Annotated in this window: 16 protein-coding genes; 13 read left to right on the top strand and 3 right to left on the bottom strand. The window is 45.4% G+C overall.

Features of this window, described 5'->3' with window-relative positions; all coding sequences use genetic code 11:
• The first annotated feature begins 30 nt into the window (after positions 1–30).
• The 6 genes from MHB46_RS00600 (at position 31) to MHB46_RS00625 (ending at position 9239) form a co-directional block, all read left to right on the top strand.
• On the top strand, positions 31–1644 hold the full coding sequence (locus MHB46_RS00600; RefSeq protein WP_341161272.1) for a 2-oxo acid dehydrogenase subunit E2: 1614 nt from the start codon (positions 31–33) through the stop codon (positions 1642–1644).
• A 3-nt stretch (positions 1645–1647) separates the two neighbouring features.
• Complete coding sequence (gene lpdA / locus MHB46_RS00605) at positions 1648–3069, top strand: dihydrolipoyl dehydrogenase (RefSeq protein ID WP_061831492.1); 1422 nt, start codon at positions 1648–1650, stop codon at positions 3067–3069.
• A gap of 258 nt (positions 3070–3327) precedes the next feature.
• Positions 3328–4122: a thymidylate synthase gene (gene thyA, locus MHB46_RS00610; protein ID WP_341161273.1), complete on the top strand. Its 795-nt coding sequence runs from the start codon at positions 3328–3330 to the stop codon at positions 4120–4122.
• A 17-nt stretch (positions 4123–4139) separates the two neighbouring features.
• On the top strand, positions 4140–4628 hold the full coding sequence (locus MHB46_RS00615) for a dihydrofolate reductase (protein ID WP_341161274.1): 489 nt from the start codon (positions 4140–4142) through the stop codon (positions 4626–4628).
• Between the two features lie 237 nt (positions 4629–4865).
• The gene (locus MHB46_RS00620; protein ID WP_341161275.1) at positions 4866–6353 is read left to right on the top strand and encodes a glutamate synthase subunit beta; all 1488 of its coding nucleotides are present in this window, start codon (positions 4866–4868) and stop codon (positions 6351–6353) included.
• Between the two features lie 528 nt (positions 6354–6881).
• A complete protein-coding gene (locus tag MHB46_RS00625; RefSeq protein WP_338532472.1) occupies positions 6882–9239 on the top strand; it encodes a type IA DNA topoisomerase in 2358 nt (785 codons plus the stop codon).
• 67 nt (positions 9240–9306) lie between these two features.
• Here MHB46_RS00625 and MHB46_RS00630 read toward each other — a convergent pair whose 3' ends face one another.
• Together MHB46_RS00630 and MHB46_RS00635 are read right to left on the bottom strand one after the other, a co-directional pair.
• Positions 9307–10071, bottom strand: coding sequence for an HAD family hydrolase (locus MHB46_RS00630; RefSeq protein WP_028541704.1), 765 nt, complete (start codon positions 10069–10071; stop codon positions 9307–9309).
• A 66-nt stretch (positions 10072–10137) separates the two neighbouring features.
• Positions 10138–11055, bottom strand: coding sequence for a hypothetical protein (locus MHB46_RS00635; protein WP_023988964.1), 918 nt, complete (start codon positions 11053–11055; stop codon positions 10138–10140).
• A 437-nt stretch (positions 11056–11492) separates the two neighbouring features.
• Here MHB46_RS00635 and MHB46_RS00640 point away from each other — a divergent pair, with 437 nt between their 5' ends.
• The 5 genes from MHB46_RS00640 (at position 11493) to MHB46_RS00660 (ending at position 16916) form a co-directional block, all read left to right on the top strand.
• Positions 11493–12650, top strand: a complete 1158-nt coding sequence (locus MHB46_RS00640) for an MFS transporter (protein WP_341161276.1) — start codon at positions 11493–11495, stop codon at positions 12648–12650.
• An 82-nt stretch (positions 12651–12732) separates the two neighbouring features.
• Complete coding sequence (locus tag MHB46_RS00645; protein WP_341161277.1) at positions 12733–13458, top strand: phosphonate ABC transporter ATP-binding protein; 726 nt, start codon at positions 12733–12735, stop codon at positions 13456–13458.
• A complete protein-coding gene (locus MHB46_RS00650) occupies positions 13455–14789 on the top strand; it encodes a hypothetical protein (protein ID WP_165176996.1) in 1335 nt (444 codons plus the stop codon). The genes MHB46_RS00645 and MHB46_RS00650 overlap by 4 nt, the downstream gene beginning before the upstream one ends.
• Position 14790: 1 nt before the next feature.
• Positions 14791–15489 carry a response regulator transcription factor gene (locus MHB46_RS00655; protein WP_007432526.1) on the top strand — a complete coding sequence of 233 codons (699 nt, stop codon included), beginning with the start codon at positions 14791–14793 and terminating at the stop codon, positions 15487–15489.
• A complete protein-coding gene (locus MHB46_RS00660; RefSeq protein WP_071641091.1) occupies positions 15486–16916 on the top strand; it encodes a sensor histidine kinase in 1431 nt (476 codons plus the stop codon). The genes MHB46_RS00655 and MHB46_RS00660 overlap by 4 nt, the downstream gene beginning before the upstream one ends.
• A gap of 84 nt (positions 16917–17000) precedes the next feature.
• Here MHB46_RS00660 and MHB46_RS00665 read toward each other — a convergent pair whose 3' ends face one another.
• The gene (locus MHB46_RS00665) at positions 17001–18227 is read right to left on the bottom strand and encodes a glucose-1-phosphate adenylyltransferase (RefSeq protein ID WP_341161278.1); all 1227 of its coding nucleotides are present in this window, start codon (positions 18225–18227) and stop codon (positions 17001–17003) included.
• 236 nt (positions 18228–18463) lie between these two features.
• On the opposite strand from MHB46_RS00665, the gene glgB reads away from it, so the two are divergent.
• Complete coding sequence (gene glgB / locus MHB46_RS00670) at positions 18464–20386, top strand: 1,4-alpha-glucan branching protein GlgB (RefSeq protein ID WP_341161279.1); 1923 nt, start codon at positions 18464–18466, stop codon at positions 20384–20386.
• A 21-nt stretch (positions 20387–20407) separates the two neighbouring features.
• Positions 20408–21850: a glycogen synthase GlgA gene (glgA, locus tag MHB46_RS00675; protein ID WP_341161280.1), complete on the top strand. Its 1443-nt coding sequence runs from the start codon at positions 20408–20410 to the stop codon at positions 21848–21850.
• Positions 21851–21910 lie beyond the last annotated feature (60 nt).

A 21910-nucleotide genomic window follows, 5' to 3' on the forward strand; every position in this document is an offset into this window, starting at 1 on the left:
AGCACACCGTAAATTTGGGAGGTTTTAAACGTGGCTAAATTTGAATATAAATTCCCGGAGCTAGGTGAAGGTCTTCACGAAGGCGAAATCATCAAGATGCACATCAAGCCCGGCGACAAAGTAACGGATGAAGATATCATCATGGAAGTACAAAACGATAAGGCTGTAGTTGAAGTTCCTTGTCCGGTTAATGGTACAGTACAAGAAGTATTTGCCAAAGACGGTGACATCTTTAACGTAGGTCAAGTCGTAGCTGTAATTGATGCAGAAGGTGAACTTCCTGAACAAGAAGAAGCACCAGAAGCACCAGCTGCTAGCCCTGAGCCAAGTGCTGCTGCACAAAGCGGAGCTGCAGGTACAGCTAGATTTGAATATAAATTCCCAGAGCTGGGTGAAGGTCTTCACGAAGGCGAAATCATCAAGATGCACATCAAGGCCGGCGACAAAGTAACAGATGAAGATATCATCATGGAAGTACAAAACGATAAGGCTGTAGTTGAAGTTCCTTGTCCGGTCAATGGCACAGTACAAGAGGTATTTGCCAAAGACGGCGACATCTTTAACGTAGGTCAAGTCGTAGCTGTAATCGCTGCAGAGGGTGAACTTCCTGAACAAGAAGAAGCACCAGCTGCTGCTAAACAAGAACAGGATGCTGCACAAGGCGGAGCTAACACTAAACCAGCTGCAACTCCTGCTGCTTCTAACAAAGATGTACTAGCTACACCTAGCGTCCGCAAATTTGCTCGTGAGCAAGGTGTAAACATCGCTCAAGTGAGTGGCTCCGGCAAAAATGGTAAAATCACCAAAGAAGATGTAGAAGCTTTCAAAAATGGTGGAGGCCAAGCGGCTGCACCAGTAGCGAAAGAAGCTGCAAAAGCACAAGAGCCTGCTAAGAAAGAAGCGAAAGCTGCAGCAGCATCCGCACCAGCAGCAGATCCACGTGCTGAGGAAGAGCGCGTACCATTTAAAGGTATCCGCAAGGCTATTTCCAATGCTATGGTTAAATCGGCTTATACGGCTCCGCACGTTACGATTATGGATGAAGTAGATGTAACTGAACTGGTTGCTTTCCGTACTCGTATCAAACCAATTGCTGAGAAGAAAGGCACAAAAGTAACATACCTGCCATTCATCGTAAAAGCTTTGGTTGCTGCTTCCCGTCAATTCCCGGCTCTGAATGCCACAATCGACGAAGAAGCAAACGAAATTGTCTACAAAAAATACTACAACATCGGTATCGCTACAGATACAGACAACGGCTTGATCGTTCCTGTTATCAAAGATGCTGATCGTAAGAGTATCTGGATGATTGCTGATTCCATTCGTGATCTGGCTGTGCGCGGTCGTGATGGAAAATTGGCTGCGAACGAAATGAGAGGAAGTACAATTTCCATCACTAACATCGGTTCTGCAGGCGGTATGTTCTTTACTCCAATCATTAACTTCCCTGAAGTTGCGATTTTGGGTACTGGCCGCATCAGTGAAAAAGCAGTCGTGAAAAACGGTGAAATTGTAGCCGCTCCAGTAATGGCTCTTTCCTTGAGCTTTGACCACCGTATTATTGACGGTGCAACTGCTCAAAATTTCATGAACTATATCAAACAGCTGCTCGCTAACCCTGAGTTGCTTGTTATGGAGGTGTAATCAATGGTAGTAGGAGACGCTTCTCTGGATATTGACACATTGGTTATCGGTGCGGGTCCTGGCGGCTATGTAGCTGCCATCCGTGCCGCACAATTGGGACAAAGCGTATTGATCGTTGACAAATCTGAGCTGGGCGGTGTCTGTCTGAATCGTGGATGTATTCCATCCAAAGCTTTGATCTCTGCAGCTCACCAATACGAAGCAGCTAAACATGGCGAGTCCTTCGGTATTACGGCTGAAAATGTAAAAGTAGACTTTGCTAAAACACAAGAATTCAAAAACGGTGTTGTTAAAAAAATGACAGGCGGCGTAAGCGGCTTGCTCAAAGGCAACAAAGTTGAAGTTTTCAATGGCGAGTGCATGTTCATCAACGAAAACGAAGCGCGTGTATTCAACGAACATGAATCACCACGTTACCGTTTTAAAAATGCAATTATCGCAACAGGCTCCCGTCCAATCGAACTGAAACCATTCCCATTTGGCGGACGCATTCTGTCTTCTACAGAAGCATTGAACCTGCCTGAAATTCCAAAAAGCCTGATCGTAATCGGTGGTGGATACATTGGTGCAGAGCTTGGACAAATGTACTCCAAATTCGGTTCCAAAGTAACGATCATTGAAGGTATGGATACAGTGCTTCCTGGTTTCGACAAAGATATGACTTCGATCGTTGCGAAAAGCATGAAGAAAACTGGCATCGAAATCTTCACTGGCGCTAAAGCGGAAAGTGCAGAGCAAACAGATAAAGACGTAACGGTGAAATTCTCCGTTAACGGCGAAAGCAAAGAAGTAACTGCTGATTATCTGCTTGTAACTGTTGGACGTCGTCCAAACACAGACGGTGAACTGGGTCTGGATCTGATCGGCGTAGAACTGGATGAGCGCGGAATGGTGAAAGTTGATCACCAAGGACGTACTAGCATTCCTCACATCTTTGCAATCGGCGATATCGTAGCTGGTCTTGCTCTGGCACACAAAGCTTCTTACGAAGGTAAAGTGGCTGCTGAAGCAATCGCAGGCGAGCCGTCTGTAGTAGATTACAAATGTATGCCAGCTGTCGTTTTCACAGATCCAGAATGCTCCAGCGTAGGCTACACAGAGACAGAAGCCAAAGAAAAAGGCTACAATGTCAAAGTTGGCAAGTTCTCTTATGGAGCAAACGGTCGTGCGGTTTCCCTGAACGCTGCTGAAGGTTTTGTGAAAATCGTAGCTGACGCTGACACAGGTCTGGTACTGGGTACGCAAATCGTAGGTCTGGAAGCCTCCAACCTTATTGCTGAGCTGGGTCTGGCGATTGAAATGGGTGCTACACTCGAAGATATCTCCTTGACTATTCATGCTCACCCTACATTGGGCGAAATCGTTATGGAAGCAGCGGAAGTCGTGCTGGGTCATCCGATCCATGCATTGGCACCACGTCGCTAATACCATTTTTCATTATCTCGTTTTTGGTTTTCATACATGACAAAGAGAGGCAAGGAGCGCTATATCTGCGTTCTTTGTCTCTTTTTTTTCAAACTTTAGGATTTTCAGGACTACTATGAAAATTCACACAGTACATGGTCAACGAAGCACCGTACATGATAAACTAAATATAGATATTGGTGCAGAAAAAGAATTTTAAAGATTAGAATCTGGCGATGCCAGCCAGGTTTTTATTCATGCTCAAAGGAGAGGAATAACGTGCGCAACTATTTGGAACTGCTGGAGGATATTTTAGAGAATGGAGTAAAAAAAGAGGATCGTACAGGAACGGGTACACTATCTGTTTTCGGAAGACAACTCCGTTTTGATCTGGCCAAGGGCTTCCCCTTGGTGACCACCAAAAGAGTTCATTTGAAATCCGTTATTCATGAGCTGTTATGGTTTTTGCGGGGAGATACCAACATTTCTTATCTCAAGGAGAACGGAGTTACCATTTGGGATGAGTGGGCGGACGAGCAGGGGAATCTGGGGCCTGTATATGGATCGCAATGGCGCTCGTGGGAAACAACAAACGGGCAACATATTGATCAAATTGCGAATGTCATAGAGGCTATTAAAAACAATCCAGACTCACGTCGACACATCGTCAGTGCTTGGAATGTGGCGGAAATCGAATCCATGAAGTTGCCGCCATGTCACTTTGTATTTCAGTTCTATGTAGCTGGAGGAAAGCTTTCCTGTATGCTAACAATGCGTTCTGTGGATACCTTTCTAGGGCTGCCGTTCAACATCGCGAGTTATGCATTGCTTACGCATATGGTTGCACAGCAGTGTGGTTTGGAGCCCGGCGAATTTATATGGTCAGGCGGCGATGTGCATATTTATTCAAATCATATGCAACAAGTGCATACACAGCTGGAACGTGATCCTTATCCGTTGCCTCAGTTAAAAATTCTGCGCAAACCGGATTCGATTTTTGATTATACCTATGACGATTTTGCTTTTGAAAATTACGAGTATCATCCAGGAATTAAGGCGCCTGTCGCCATCTGATTAGAGGAGGTGGAAAAATGGGCATTTCAATGATATGGGCTATGGCACAAAATGGTGTGATTGGCCGGGATAACAAACTTCCCTGGCACCTCCCTAGAGACATGGCCTTTTTCAAAGAGCAGACGATTAATAAAACGGTACTCATGGGGCGCAAGACGTGGGAATCCTTTGGAGGAAAAAGCCTGCCAAACCGACGTAACGTCGTCTTAACTCGAGATCAGTGTTATCGGGTGGAAGGTGCGGAAGTGATTCATTCACTGGAAGAAGGGCTCCAATTAGCAAAGCAGGAGGAGCTAATGGTCATTGGAGGAGCAGAAATTTATGCACTGTTTTGGCCACATGCCGATCGGCTGATTGTGACTCGGATTGAGGAGACTTATGAAGGCGACACAACGTTCCCCGAGCTGGATTGGAACGGTTGGAATATAGTTAGTGAGACTCCGGGTATCAAGGATGACAGAAATCCATATGAGTACCGTTTTGTTGTTTACGAGAAAACGGAATAAGAATAGACTGTATCCGACCCCACTCATTTGAAAAATTAATAAACCATATAAAAAATCCTTTTGGTGTTGATGCAAAAAGTTGCATAAGTTTTCATTACTTTTACGCTGTATTGTGATACAATAAATCAAATTCAACGAGAACAGACCCTTTCATAATACAAGCAGACAAATTCGAATTTGACTTAAATTCTGAATGGATGATCGGGGTTCATAAGCGAAGAGATGGGGGAACGTAACATGTCTACACCAACTGGATTTATGGAATACACACGACAGCTTCCTACAGACCGGGACCCGGCAGAGCGTATAAAGGATTGGGAAGAATTCCATAAGCATATGTCTGAAGAAGAGCTGCGTACCCAAGGGGCGCGTTGTATGGACTGCGGAACTCCTTATTGTCATACGGGGATGGATATCATGGGAGCAACTTTAGGCTGCCCGGTTCATAATCTCATTCCGGAATGGAACAATCTCGTATATCGTGGTTTGTGGAAGGAAGCGCTAGAGCGGCTGCACAAAACAAATAACTTCCCGGAATTTACAGGTCGTGTCTGTCCTGCACCATGTGAAGGTTCGTGTACAGTCGGCCTGATCGGACAGTCTGTTACAATTAAAACCATTGAGGAAGCTATTATCGAAAAGGGTTTTGAGGAAGGCTGGGTTGTCCCTAATCTGCCAGAAAAGCGTACAGGCAAACGAGTGGCTGTTGTCGGTTCGGGTCCGGCAGGTTTGGCTGCAGCTGCACAGCTTAACAAAGCAGGGCACAGCGTGACTGTGTATGAGCGTGCAGATCGTGTGGGTGGATTATTGATGTATGGCATACCGTCCATGAAATTGGATAAGAAGGTTGTTCAGCGGCGTGTGGATTTGCTGGAGGCTGAAGGTATTCAATTCATCACAAACACGGAAATCGGCAAAGATATCCCTACCGATCAGTTGATTGCTGAATATGATGCTGTTGTCCTATGCGGTGGTTCTACGAAGCCAAGAGAATTCAACATTGAAGGTAGCGATTTGAAGGGTGTTCATTATGCGATGGATTATCTGAATGGTACCATCAAAAGTTACTTGGACTCAAATCTGGAAGATGGCAACTATTTGTCTTCCCAAGGTAAGGACGTTATTGTAATCGGTGGCGGTGATACGGGTTCGGACTGTGTAGCTACTTCTTTGCGTCATGGTTGTCGGAGTGTCACTCAATTTGGCACACACACCAAAGCGCCTATGGAGCGTGACCCGATTGCCAATCCTTGGCCACAATTTCCAAACGTGTATTCTCTTGATTATGCACAGGAAGAAGCGAAGGCGTTGTTCGGAGAAGATCCACGTGAGTTCTCCATCATGACGACCAAATTTGTAGGTGATGAGAACGGTAATCTGAAAGAGCTGCACACCATTCAAATTCAACGGATTGTTGATGAAACGGGGCGCAAAATCTATCAACCGATTCCAGGTACGGAGCGCGTATTCCCTGCACAAATCGCTCTTATTGCCATTGGATTTGATGGTCCTGAGCAAACGATTGTAGAGCAAATCGGTTTGGAGACGGATCGTCGTTCCAACGTTAAAGCACGTTATGGAAAATATGTTACTAATGTGGATAAGGTTTTTGCTGCAGGTGATATGCGTCGCGGACAAAGTCTTGTCGTGTGGGCTATTAATGAAGGTCGAGAAGCTGCACGAGAAGTTGATAAATACCTCATGGGCGCTACCGTTTTGGTGTAATTATAAATTTCATGTTACGGATCAGTCAAAGCTCCATCTTCGGATGGGGCTTTATTGTATTTCAAGCTGAGTCTGCCAGAAGCGAAAAATGAATAAATGATTATTGAGCTGTGAAACATTGTGAAATATATGTTATATAATATAACTTAAATTTAATCTTATCACCATATATTTCTTATCTAAATTGATCATAACATAAAAAGTGGTGTTTAGTGTAGATTTTTTTATAGAAAAAAGGATTATTTCACAAGAAAATTAGATAAAAGTCGATGATTATGTAATATAAATTAACATGTACATAACTTTTGTTGACTGTATAAAATCATGACCTGAGAGAACCGTGGTATCTATGGTATAATACACGTATATTGTTGAAACGTTAGACTAAATGAATTTACAAAGGAGCTTTCGTCGCGAGAAGGCTCCTTTTGCATGAGGCCGGGATACCTGTGTTTTCATTAACGTTCCATGTATATGTATGATTCATGGAGGAGAAACAGAAGGCCGTCAGGAAGGAATGGAGTATGAATGAAGACGTTGATTATTGCTGAGAAACCAGATATGGGACGGACGATTGCCGCTGTTATGGAGCCGCGGGCTAAAAATAACCGTACTTATTTGGAAGGTGAGAAATACATTGTAACCTGGGCGATCGGACATTTGTTGGGTTTGGCTGAGCCGGATGCATACGATGAGAAGTACAAGCGATGGAATATTAAGGATCTTCCTATTATCCCTGAGCAGTTCAAAATTGTACCGAATCCGAAAACAAAAGATCAGCTGAAAATGATTGGTGAACTGGCTAAACGCTGCAATGCCATCGTAAATGCTTGTGATGCTGGACGGGAAGGGCAATATATTTTTGCGTTGATTCAGCAGCAATTGAAGTTGCATCAGCCAGTTAAGCGGCTGTGGATTTCAGATTTGACAGCGGAAAGTATTGCGACAGGCTTTGAACGATTGCGAGATGCTTCGGAGTTTGAATTTCTGACTCAAGCTGCGAGGGCACGAAGTGAAGCGGACTGGCTGATCGGAATGAATGCTTCCAGAGCGTTCACAACACGACATAATACACTGCTGTCAGTAGGACGGGTGCAGACTCCCGTGCTGGCACTGATTCATGACCGGGAAAAGGAAATTGAGGCATTTCAGTCTCAAACCTTCTATGATGTGTGGGCTGAATTTAAGCAAGAACAGATCAAGTACAAAGGTGCGTGGCAGGGGGATCGGTTGACGAAGCCAGAGGAAGCTGAGGCGATCGCTGCGGCCGTTCGCGGAAAAACAGGTGAAATCACCAAATATGATACCAAGCAGACAAAAGAGTATCCTTTTAAATTGTACGATTTAACGCTGCTTCAACGCGAGGCGAATGCCAAGTACGGTTATTCGGCCAAAAAAACACTGGATGTGGCACAAGCGCTTTATGAGCGACACAAGGTCATTTCCTATCCGCGTACCAATTCTAACTATGTGACAGAGCAAAATATAGACGGCATGCACAAGGCACTACGGATGCTGGGGACAGGTCCTTATGCTGATCTGGTACAACAAGCCAACCCCAATTTGGTCCATAAACAAAATAAATCTGTCTGCAATCCATCTCGTGTTGAGGATCACCATGCTATTCTGCCGACGTTAAAAAGGCCAGGAACGTTAAGCAAGGAGGAGCAAAATGTATATGACCTGGTTATTCGCAGGTTTTTGTCACATTTTTTCCCACCTGCTGAATACAAAATGCATACCGTAATGACACAGGTGGACAAGCATCTGTTTAAAACAAATATCAAAGAGCTTCTTTCCTTGGGATGGAAAGTGGTTTTGAGTAAGGCTGATCAGGATAAAGGTAAAAAGAGCAAATCACCGAAAAAAGAGGATGAAGAGGAAACGGACGAGTGGACGGATAAGAAGTTTGAGATTGATGCGGGGCGTCCCGTGGATTGTGTTCGGGCCGAGATGAAAGAAAAGGCGACTCAGCCCCCTAAAAGCTACACGGAGGGTACATTGCTTAAGGCGATGGAAAGCGCGGGCAAACAGATGGAGAATGAGGAATTGCGTGAGGTCATGAAGGACGCCGGTTTAGGCACACCTGCGACGCGGGCCGCCACAATTGAACGATTGAAAAAGGTTGGCTATATTGAAATGAAGGGCAAAAAGATTCTTATTACGGAAAAGGGAAAGATGGCTATTGACCTGATCCGTCATGCCGGGGTTGATCTATTAGCCTCGCCGGAGATGACTGGTCAATGGGAACGTCGTCTACACCAAATTTCCAAAGGAGAGGCGGCTCAAGAGAAGTTTATGGATAACGTTAAAAGATTTACGTTGTCCATCATTGACAAGGTGAGGCAGCAGCCACCGGCTCCGGCAAATGCCTTTGGCGAGGAAGCAAGGGGGAAACGTGCAGCTGGAAAAGAAGGCGCACGTAATGTACGCGCGAGTGGAGGCACCGCCGCCAAAGGGGGAGGGCGTGCTACATCAGGACGCGGTGGCAGCGCTGGAAGCGCAACGCTGGAGCAGGCAGCAGCACCAGCAAGTCGTGCTGCGGGAACAGCGGGTTCCGCTGCACGCAGCTCCTCCGATGGAGCCTCAGGCTTTTCGGTGAGCCAAAGGCAAGCTTTGGGTAGCTGCCCACGCTCTAATTGCGGCGGAAGCATTATAGAAGGCCGCAAAGGGTATGGGTGCAGCCACTACAAGCAGGGCTGTGGCTTTGTCGTCTGGAAGGAATATGCTGGAAAGCAGATTACCGGAACGATGCTCAAATCTCTGTTGACGAAGGGACAGACGCAATTGTTGTCTTTTAAGCGTAAAGATGGATCGACCGTCAAAGCGCGAATTGTTCTGAATGAACCAGGTACAGGACAACTTAGCGTTCGAGAGGAATCCTGAGACAGGGTTTAGACCACTATTTTGGCTGAATCAAAGGTTGAATAACATTAAAAACAAAAAAGGGACCCTATCCGAGGGTCCTTTTTTGTTGATGCAATTGTATGCTTTCGTGGATAACCCGTGGTACTTCCGTTAGCTTCTGTATCGTATACATCACGGAGTTCACGTTTTTTTGCAATTCAACCATATTGTAAATCCATTCCTTTGGCTGCTTGAGATAGACAGCATGAATACCTGCGGCAAGGGCTGGAGATACATCAGTGCGCAGAGAATTCCCGATCATCCAGGTGATGCTTCGGTCCAAGCGATTCATCTGGATGATTTCTTCCAGTGCTTCGACATTTTTATGCTGGCGAATGTAGATGCGCTCATTAAAGTAGGTAGCCAGTTTCATTTGTTCAATCTTTCTTTCTTGAATGATCTGCTCACCCCCAGTATAAAGATGGAGGGAATGCCCTGCTTTTTGGAGGGAGTTCAACGTTTCGACCATGCCTGGATACGGTTCGATTTCCTGTTCGTACACACTTCGGCCAAGAGAGCGAAGCTCCTGCTCTTCCCGAAAATCGAGACGGCGTCCGAATTGTTCCGAGAAAAATTGGTACGTATCTATCAGAGATTGTGGAAAATGCTCGCTGGCAAAGCCCACTTGATGAACTCCGGCCACATCAATTTCGATTTGTTTTTCACGAATCGTATTTTTCGTTAGGTTATGAGTTGCAAACCATTCCTGAAGCAAATCAAAAAAGTGGTTGAGGATAAGGTCAAAATACTTGTTGCAGTGGACTAAGGTGTCATCAAGATCAAATAAAATGTGCTGCTTCGGATACGACATGATGCATACTCCTTCCAAGCCAAAGCTTTAACGCTGCTTTGGTTATAACTAAAAGTACAATTCAAATTACAATCCAATATAGGATTCCAAAAACACCTGTAAATCAGCCGCGCCATCGGGACGGATGCTGAATTTTTCCTTATGATAACGTCCGATGTGAATACGGAGCAGACCAGCCACTCGTAAAATCATCATATCAGACATGAGTGTATCTTCCAAACGGCTCAAATCATGGCGCATATCTTCGAGAGACTTAGGACCTTGAGCTACATAACGCAGAATTCGCAGCCGCTGCGGATCATTGACCGCACGAGTGAGCCGTAGCAGAAGCGTAGGCGGTTCTTCCTCGCTCTCCTCGGGAATATCTACTGGATACTGGATCAGCAGTGTGCGGGTATAAAAACAGTATGAATTAATCGGGCGATTATGGACAACCGGAAATAGGACTACTGTATCCAGGTCTTCCATGTGTGGCACGACTAGTCCAGCTGTCGCATACTCAACCAGTGCTTCCGGTTCCATTTTACTCAGTAGCATGCGCTTTTCCGCAGCGTCTTCTTCTGCCAACACACGTAGTTCGCCTTCCAAGGCCCGAAAATAATCACGATCCCACAATTTGAGGAGTGGTGCGTATACCTTACGAATGCGTAAAGATTCTTCAAAGGTTAAAAAAGGGATATGCGGAACGAGCAGCTCAAACATATCTTTATCCGGACCGTGGTCCAAATAAGAGATATAATCAGATATTTCATCCGATTCCGGTCGAAGTAACGCCCAGGCATAGAGTGCGTCATAATCGCTAAAAGGGCAATCCTGAGCTGTAGCAAGCTCAGTACGAACTTCATGTTGTAGTCGTGCATCCACCTTGTCGATCCATTCATGGCCCAAGTCCATATCTTGGACCCACTTTTTAGTCACATAGGCCATGAAGCTGCCGAGCAATTCATAAATTGGAGAAGTGTCTATTTTAATTTGATAACTCATGGAACCCAATGCCTCCTATTCTGTCTTCTAGCCCAGAGCGGTGAACGTAATTAAGCCCGTCCATAAGCAAAACATGAGCATTTTAATAATTGCTCATTTATTTATTATGGCTTGTTCTGCCAGGGATTGTCCACTATAATATGAAATAGTGCGTTGTGACGTGAATGGGTTCGGATTGAACATACGAGGCTCCTTAACCAAAGGAGTCGGATACATACCAGACAAGCTCTTTCCGTAAAATCGTCATCTCAGATGGCGATTTTTTTCTTCTATTCTTTAATACACTAATTACACCTGAATTTGTATGTGTTTGTCGGTTTTGCAGGACGGTATGGAATACATAGTGATAAGAATTATTATTGATTATGGAATCAAATGCAAATCATTTCTTAACATTAATTTTAATTATTTTATTTGTTCGATCAGGAGGAGCTAGGATGTCGTCGTCGTTACGGGTTCATTATTTTATTTTAATTGCTGTTATTATTGTTGCTGGATTATGCCAAGGTTTATTATTACCTATTCTGTCTATCTCGTTGGAACAAATGGGAGTTTCATCTTCACTAAACGGAATGAATGCGGCTGCCCTGTATATTGGTTCATTCGCAATGACGTTGGTGGCAGAACGGACATTGGGCTTGTTGGGGTTCAAAAAGCTGATGGCCGGAGGGCTTGTGCTAGTGCTCGTTACACTGCTGCTATTCCCGCTAATCCCTGATATTCGGATATGGTTCATACTGCGTCTGCTAGTAGGTATTGGTGACAGTGCATTGCACTACTCTGCGCAGCTATGGATATTGCTGGTGACTCCAGCAGAGAAGCGAGGCCGCAACATTTCCTTTTATGGTATGTCATACGGTCTGGGTTTTGCATTAGGACCATTGGGATTATGGCTACTCGATTATGGAATGCTGGTTCCATTCGCTGCGTTGGCCTTATTATGCTTGCTTGTTTTGCTGTTGGTGTTAATTAAGCTGCCGGACTCCAGACCGGAGAAGCTGGAGTCCGAGGCACGTCCCACTCAAAGATTTCGTCGCAGTTACAGCTGGGCATGGTACGCTCTTTTGCCAGCATTTCTATACGGCTATATGGAAGCGAGCCTGAACAGTAACTTTCCAGTCTATGGCCTACGTATTGGCTTTCATACTGATGAAATCGCCGCCTTGCTGCCGTTCGTCAGTTTGGGAGGGTTAGTGCTGCAGCTACCGCTAGGGATATTGAGTGACCGTTGGGGACGTAAAAAGGTGCTAATGAGCGTAGGTATAGCAGGGGGAATGACCTTTATGTTGCTACCTTGGAGCGGCAATCATTTTATGTTCACTTTGATATTGCTGACCCTAGCAGGTGGTTTAGTAGGCTCCTTTTTCTCCCTCGGTTTGGCCTATGCCGCTGATCTGCTGCCCAAATCATTTTTAGCAGCCGCGAATGTACTGGCATCCTTTCATTTTAATCTGGGAAGTGTGATCGGACCTAATATTAGCGGAGGGTTGCTGGACTTTGGAACTCAAGGCAGCATGTTTCTTGTCCTTGGAGGTAGTTACGTTGTTTTCGGATTGTTAGGTCTGCTTTCCAGAAAAAGAGTAACGGCGGTTTAAAACTGCGGTTTGCATGGTATTTGTTTCACATTTACTATAAAATATAAACAGTATTGATGGTGCGCAAAGGGGAATCACTTAGATGATTAAAATTCGGAAGCTGACCAAGCAAGTGGGGCCTGAACGGACCCAGCTACTTCGAGGAATTGATGCTGAAATTCATCAGGGCGAATTCATTGCCATAGTGGGGCCAAGTGGAAGCGGCAAAACAACGCTGCTTCGCTGTCTTGCTTTACAAGAGCCATGGGATGAAGGCAGTTTAATTGTAGGTGGCAATGATGTGCTGAAATCCGGGTGGACGGGCAAGATGAAAATAAAGCGGGAATGGGCATACCTGGAGCAAAACCCGCATCTAAATATGAATCGAACCGCTCTTAAAAATGTGCTCATTGGCAGATCCGGTCAAACTCCAATGTGGAGAATGGTGACCGGTATGGTGCGTTCCGACGATTATATGGGAGCGATGGACGTACTGGAGGATCTGGGTCTGCTGGATCAGGCGCATGATAAATGCGACAAGCTCAGTGGTGGCGAGCGGCAGCGGGTAGCGACTGCGCGTGCTCTCGTGCACGGAGCTAAAGTTATTTTAGCTGATGAACCTGTAAATGGACTTGATCCAGCTTCGGCTGCGCATGTATTGGAGACTTTTCGCAAGCTGTGTTCTGACGAGCGGGTGACGATCATGACTGTACTGCCGCTGGAAATGGCTGAACGCTTTGCTTCCCGTATATGGGGGTTGAATGATGGTGAATTGGTGTTTGATATTCAGGGAAGACGATTGACACAAGCAGAAAAGAACAAATTGTGAAGGGGACGGCAAGAGAAGTGAATATAATGCTGTTGAGAATGGTGGCTGGCTGCTGTTCCTTGCTGCTCCTTGCTGGATTTTTAAGCGGCTGTAATGTTATTAGCGATCCCATTTCGCTGATGGAGACACCGACGATGTCTGACGAGAAACAGCAGTTGAATGGTGCAGTGAATACGCAACTAGGGGCGGTACAGCCTTTAAGGCCGAATGACCCAGATGACCCGACGCCAATTCGGACGGGTGATCTGAACAATGATGGCACAGACGAAGCAGTGCTCTTTTATGAAACGCCAGATGAGAGCGTAAAAATACATGGTGCCTTGTTTGAAGATCAGGGCGGAACGTGGGTAAAGAAGCTGACGTTTGATGGGGAAGGCACTGTGCTGGAGTCATTTAAGCTCGTGGATTTAACGAATGATGGAACACTCGATATTGTAGCGGGTTTTTCCAGCGGAGATAGTGGCGATGGCGGGGATCAGAAGGGGCTCATCGTGTATTCCTATACTGGAGGAACTCTGGAGAAAATATATGCTACAGGTTATACGGACTTCGTCGTAGATGATTTTAACCATAACAAGATGGACTTGAACGGGGATAATTTGAATGATTTGACGATTATCACGCTGCGACGTAATGAATTCTTTACAGTTAAAACATTTCAATTCAGTGGGGGAACCTTTAAGGAAATCGGATCGTTGGATTTGGACAGTCAGGTCTTAGGTGTCTATAATGTCGTTGCTGGCAAGGTAGCCGAGGGTAGGCAGGGGATTGTTATAGACACCAAAATTGCCCAGACCACTACCGTCTCCAATGTCATTGTGATGGATCACGGCAAGCTCAGGAAGCTTAATCTTATGGATGTCACCTTCAAGGATGCGACCATCGCCAGTGGTGATGTGGATGGTGACGGTATTCTGGAATTTGGTAATTTGGAGAAGCCAAAAGGTTGGAGTAATAAGCCGCTGGATGAGGTTCCATATTTTGTGTCGTTCTATCAGTGGGACGGAGCGAAAGGGACGATTTTTAAGCAGCAGCAGTATCGTGATTCTAATGAACAGGTCTACTTCAGATTACCGAAAGAGCTGCATGGCAAGGTGACGATTGATCCGAAAGTTTCGAAGAAGGACAGCTATTTGCGCTTCATTTTGGATGATACAGACAAAACGATTGCGGAAATTAAATTTTTCTCGTTGTCACAATGGGAGCGAAACAACGAAGGGTATAGCCAACTGTGGCGAACGAATGCGCAGGTCATTGGCATTAAGCGATCCAGTGAGCTGGAACCGCGTAAAACCATAAAAAACAAGATGGGGGAAAGGCAGGTAGAGTAGAGTGAGTAAAGTTTTAATCATGGAAGACGAGGAATCCATTCGCAGTTTTATTGTCATTAACTTGAAACGTAACGGTTTTGAGGTGCTGGAGGCGTCGGAAGGGCATGAGGCTCTGAATATTTTGAACACGGTGCGGGATATTGATATTGCACTGCTTGACGTAATGGTACCTGGTATGGATGGTTTTGAGGTCTGTCGGAGAATTCGGGAAACGAATGAGCGCATCGGCATTATTTTTCTCACAGCGAAGGTACAGGAGCAGGATAAGGTGTATGCCTTGTCTGTAGGGGCCGATGACCATGTGAGTAAACCTTTTAGCCCGACGGAGCTGATTGCACGTATTCAATCGTTATTGCGTCGGGTGAATGTACATCGTGAAACAGCAGCCAAAGTGTCCTTCCAGTCTGGACCGTTCACGCTAGATTTGATTGCTAAGCAATTTAAGAAGAACGGGCAGCTGATCGAGCTGACACCGACTGAGTTTTCTCTGATTCAATTTTTTCTGGAAAAAGAAAACACGCCGCTCAGCCGAGATGTTCTACTTGATCACGTATGGGGCAAGGAATATATGGGCGATCCGAAAATTGTAGATGTGAATATCCGACGTCTGCGGCAGAAAATTGAAAACAATCCATCTGAGCCAGCTTTTTTACAAACAGTGTGGGGACATGGATATAAATGGAAAGGTCAGTCTCAATGATCAAAAAGGGGATTCGCCGACAGATTGTGCTTCACTATTTTTTCGTAGTGTTCTTGGCGCTTCTGTTAGTAGAAGTCATTTTTATGTTTGCACTCCGGTCGTACTATTACGACTCCATTTACAAACATATCGAAAGCCGTATCGAATCGGTAAGTGAATTTGCACCCAAATTCAAAGAGCCGGAACAGTCTTTGCAATCGTATTTGTTAAATACATTTTCTCTGCCCTTCACTGAACTGCAATTGCTCGATGAACAGGGAAATGTAATTGATAACTCGACGAATTTTGCAGCAGATCTAAGTGTGCAAACAAGTGATGTCACACAAGCATTAGCTGGAGATACAGGCAAATGGATCGGAAAGCAACCGAGTACGGGGCAGCAGGTGATGGCGGTATCTCAAAAACTGGACAATATCGTCGGAGACCAGGTGTATGTTATTCGGTATACGACTTCGCTGGAATTGGTAAATGATAAGTTGTTTACGATTACGCTGTTTTCTCTTGGCATCATGGCAGCTGTACTGGTTATTGTATTTGTGGTCAGTACAGGGCTCGCGAATTCCATTGTTAGACCAATTAATAATATACGCGATGTATCTGCTCAGATGGCTCAGGGGAGGTTTGATGCACGCATTGAAGGCGATTATCGCTATGAGTTGGGTGAACTGGCTTCGACTCTGAACTATATGGCACAGGAAATTGTCAGAACAAATCAAATCAAGGATGATTTTATATCATCCATATCTCATGAATTGCGTACTCCGCTTACATCTATTAAGGGTTGGAGTGAAACGTTAAATTCTGGCGGTTATGACCCGGAAGAGACGAAAATCGGGATGAAGATTATTTCTAAAGAGACGGATCGACTGATTGGCTTGGTGGAGGAAATCCTCGATTTTTCCAAGCTGGAGCAGAATGCCATGAAGCTTGTGATGGGAACTGTGGATCTACGGGAGCTTTTGCAGGAAATTATGCTGAACGTATGGGCCAAAGCAGAAATGAAGCAGATAAAACTTCAGCTGGATTCGGAGGAAACGGCATATCTCGTCCATGGAGACGGTAACCGTCTAAAACAGGTGTTTTTGAACATTGTGGACAATGCTATCAAGTTTTCGCATGAAAGCTCAATTATTTTCCTGTCTCTACAACGGATTGATGGCAATATCGAGATATCCGTACAAGATACAGGGATTGGAATTAGTGCTGAAAATCTTGCCAGAGTTAGAGACCGCTTTTTCCAGGTAGACCACCAAAACGGTGGTACTGGACTGGGATTGGCAATCTCGCAACAGTTTATCGAGCGTCATCATGGTCAGATGCTCATTAGAAGTGAACTGGGGGCTGGAACTACCATTACGGTTTCATTACCTGCTCTGCAAGCAGAGCAGTCCGTGGAACCATCACAACTTACTGAAGGGCTGATTTAAAAGGCCCATTGTATAGATTTAACTAGAAAAACAGCCAGTCCTCTCAAATCGGAAGGGCTGGCTGTTTTTAATTTGGGGGTAACGTTATGAAGTAAAACCTTCGGCACGCAAGCGTGTATTGCGCTCGTAAGCTTCTTTCAGCATACGCGTAGTTTGCGGTCGTACCGCCATTTTACCAAATACCACTTCATTGGGTCCGATAACCATAATTTCGCCCGGATTACCTTTAATGACAGCACCATCGCGAATCACAGCACCTTCACCGATAATCGCATGTTCAATATGGACGTTACGTCCAATGCGTGTGTCAGGCATAACGATACTTTCTTTAATGGCTGAACCTTTACCTACCTCGACACCACTAAATACAACGGAGCGTTCTATTCGGCCCTCTACTTGGCAGGAATCATGCAACAAGCTACCCAATGGTTGTGTTTGACGGTTAGGTACCTTTTGTGCGCTCAACCTTGTGCGGCGTTCACGTGTATACATCGGCCAGTCCTTGCGTTGAAGGTCGATAGCACAATCATCCTCTAACAAATCCATGTGTGAATCCCATAGGCTTTTAACGGTACCTACGTCCTTCCAATAGCCCTGGAATTCATAAACGTACAAGGATTCTTGGTCCGCCAACATTTTAGGTATGATATCTTTACCAAAATCATGACTGGATTGAGCATCTTGTGCGTCTTCTAACAGGTAATTTCTTAAGTAATCCCATTTGAAAAGGTAAATCCCCATGGAAGCCAAATTACTTTCCGGTTTCTCCGGCTTCTCTGCAAATTCTGTGACACGCAGATCTTCATCGGCACTCATAACACCAAAACGGTGTGCTTCATCCCAAGGTACCTCCATGACAGAAATGGTAGCCGCAGCTCCTTTTTCCTTATGGTGGTTCAGCATTTCACGATAATTCATATAGTAGATATGATCACCGGATAAAATAAGCACATGCTCCGGATTTTGGCTGTCAATATATTCGATATTCTTATGAATAGCATCTGCCGTTCCTAAGTATTCAGCGTTACCTGTGTTATAAGATGGAAGTAGGGTAATTCCCTTATCATCTGTTTTCGTAAGACCCCATGGTGTTCCATCCCCGATATGTTCGTGCAAGGATTCTGCCTCATATTGCGTCAAGACACCTACAGTATCAATGTCTGAATTTACGCAGTTACTGAGAGGAAAATCGATGATCCGGTAATGACCGCCAAAAGGTACGGCGGGTTTTGCAATCGTTGAAGTAAGGGGAGCAAGACGGCGTCCCTCTCCGCCTGCCAGCAGCATGGCAATGCATTCTTTATTAAACATTTCGTTTCCCTCCCGGTTTAGTTGTCAGTGTAGTACATACATAAACGGTATGGGGTACTCTTGAAACCATAAGGTATATAAGATTCCCCCAAAACTAAGGTTTATTTTTTTCCTAGTCATTTTTCTGTTCAATGTGGCTAGAATGGGGTAATAACTCAGGTCAGCTTTGACCCAAAAGCGACTGCATTACCGATTCATACATTTTTACTTACAAAACATATAAGGGTGGTGACGTGATGACAGACCAAACTCTTCCGCAACAGGCTATTTCATCGGAAGATATTTATTTGTTTCATGAAGGAACGCTTTATCACAGCTACCGATCTTTGGGTTCCCACCTTACTGTGGAGAACGGAGAACAGGGCGTCCGCTTTACGGTCTGGGCTCCTCATGCTCTCCATGTCGGGCTTGCTACAGATCGCAACAACTGGAATGGGGAACAGGATTCCTTATATAGGGTTCCCAAATCCGGTTTTTGGAGTCGTTTTTTTCCGGGGATATCCCAAGGAACTTTTTACAAATACGACATTACGGGTGCAAACGGTGAACGATTTCTGAAAGCAGACCCTTACGCGGTACGTGCTGAAGTGAGGCCAGCAACGGCTTCTGTGGTAGCTTCTATAGATGGTTATGCTTGGAACGATGCGATTTGGCGCCGAAAACGTAGAGCACCTTATGGAAAACCTCTGCACATATATGAGCTTCATCTGGGCACTTGGAAGCAAAAAGAAGATGGTACGTTTTATACATACAGGGAAATAGCTGAGCTTCTTGTGCCTTATGTGACCGATATGGGGTATACACATATTGAGCTGATGCCGCTGAGTGAGCATCCGTATGATCTTTCCTGGGGCTACCAGCTTACCGGATATTTTGCACTCACAAGCCGTTATGGAGAGCCGCATGATTTTATGTATTTGGTGGATCGTTGCCATCAGGCGGGAATCGGAGTGCTGATGGATTGGGTGCCAGCCCATTTTGCAAAAGATGCTCATGGATTAAGGCTGTTTGACGGATCGCCCCTGTTCGAATACGCGGATCCGCTGATTGCGGAAAAGCCCGGCTGGGGAACGCTGACGTTTGATTACAGCAAGCCGGAGGTGCGTTCTTTCCTGATATCTAATGCGCTATTCTGGATGGATGTGTACCATATTGACGGCCTGCGCGTAGATGCTGTGACAAGTATGCTACGACTGGATTTTGAAAAGCAGGACGGTCAATATCGTTTTAACTCTAAAGGAGGCATTGAAAATGAGGAGGCTATTGCCTTCCTTCAACAACTGAATGAAACAGTATTCCGCTATTATCCGTATGCTCTGATGATGGCAGAGGAGTCCAGTGCCTGGCCGATGGTGACTTCCCCGGTAAGCGATGGAGGACTCGGTTTTAATTACAAATGGAATATGGGCTGGATGAACGATACGCTTGATTATATCGAAACGGATTTCGATCAGAGGCCAGAGCGCCATAATTTGCTGACATTCCCCATAGCTTATGCGTACAGCGAGAATTTTACACTGCCGTTGTCGCACGATGAGGTTGTTCATGGTAAGAAGTCGCTGCTTGATAAAATGCCAGGTAGCTATGAGCAAAAATTTGCCGGGCTTCGAGCGCTTCTCGGTTACCAAATCACCTCACCGGGCAAAAAGCTCTTATTTATGGGAGGGGAATTCGGCCAATTCATCGAATGGAAGGATGAAGAGCAGCTTGACTGGTTTCTGCTGGATTATGACAGTCACCGTTCGCTGCACGGTTATACGAAAGCGCTGAATCATTTGTATATTCAGGAAAAGGCGTTATGGGAACTGGATCATTCGTGGGATGGATATCAGTGGATTGAAGCGGAGGACCGTGGGCAGAGCGTAATTACGTATTTACGTAAAGGTAAAAAGCCGGGAGATACACTGGTCGTGCTAATTAACTTTCAGCCCGTGCCCAGAGAGAACTACCGAATTGGGCTGGAAAAGGCCGGGAGTTATATCGAACTGCTGAACAGTGATCATAAGGACTTTGGGGGAAATGGCCAGCTAAATACCGGAGTGATACGGACCGCCTCCATTGCTTGCCACGGACAGCTTCACAGCTTGGAGGTGACCATACCACCCCTAAGCATCGTTATACTCAAGAAAGCGCCTCGGAGGTCTAAAAAAGCAGATTAAACACATAAGGAGGAAGCACATATGAACATTTTGTTTGCGGCAGCAGAAGCACATCCATTTATTAAAACAGGCGGGTTGGCTGATGTCATTGGCGCACTGCCGAAGGCACTTCGTCAGGCGGGGTGCGACGTCCGAATCATTTTACCTAAATATGCGGGGATTCCCGATACTTATAAAAAGTCTCTGCGTCCGGTAGCGGTGAAGCAAGTAGCCGTAGGCTGGCGTAATCAATATTGCGGAATAGAGGAACTGACATTAGACGGAATCAAGGTTTATTTTATAGACAATGAGTATTACTTCGGTCGTGACGGTATTTACGGTTATATGGATGATGGCGAACGTTTTTCCTTTTTTAACCGGGCGATTTTAGAAATGCTGCCTGAACTGAACTTTCGGCCGGATATTTTGCATTGTCATGATTGGCATACAGCTATGGTTCCGCTGCTTCTGAATGCCGATTATCGACATTTGCCCTTCTACAGCGATATTCGCACGGTGTTTACGATACATAATCTGCTGTATCAGGGGGATTTTCCGTATGAGGTCTTAACTGAGTTGCTCAACATGGATGGGAGCTATTTCACCCCCGAGGGCGTGGAGTATCATGGCAGACTGAATTTTATGAAAGGTGGGCTTACGTACTCGGATCATGTCACGACCGTGAGTCCAACCTATGCAGAGGAGATTCAAACGGAATTTTACGGATACGGGCTGGAGGGTCTGCTTCGTAAATTGGGAGATCAGGGTCGCTTAACGGGGATTGTGAACGGAATTGACACCAAAAGCTACAATCCTGCCACGGACAATCGTATTTATACGAAGTACCGCACGAGTCTGACAAAGAAAAAGGAAAACAAAATTGGCCTGCAGAAGGAGCTGGGTCTGCCGGTGCGGCCAGACGTACCTATGATTGCCATGGTAACCCGGCTTGTAGATATGAAGGGGCTAGATCTGGTAACGAGAGTGCTTGACGAAATCCTGTATTATGATGATATCCAGTTTGTTGTGCTGGGAACAGGGGATCCGGCTTTTGAGCATTGGTTTCGTGAGGCAGCGGGACGCTATCCACTGAAAATGTCGGCGCAGCTCGCTTTTAGCGAACCTCTGTCACGAAAAATATATGCGGCAAGTGATATGTATCTTATGCCATCAAGGTTTGAGCCTTGCGGGATCAGCCAACTGCTGGCGCTTCGTTATGGAAGTATCCCTATTGTGCGAGAAACAGGGGGTCTTAACGATACTGTGCAGGCTTACAATGAGTCCACAGGGGAAGGAAACGGATTTAGTTTCACGAACTACAATGCACATGATATGCTGAACACTATTCGTCGTGCTGTTCATTTTTATCGCCAATCTGAGCATTGGTCGAAACTTACACAGACGGCTTTTGCAGGAGAATATAGTTGGGATGTTTCAGCTCAAGCGTATATGGATATTTACCATTTGCTAACAAAGACGGACTGAACAGAGTAGGAACACTATAGTCATGTTAATGAAAAAGGGAATCCCTTTAGCCAGTGTTTG

The sequence above is a fragment of the Paenibacillus sp. FSL H7-0703 genome (assembly GCF_038003485.1).
Classification (GTDB): domain Bacteria; phylum Bacillota; class Bacilli; order Paenibacillales; family Paenibacillaceae; genus Paenibacillus; species Paenibacillus polymyxa_B.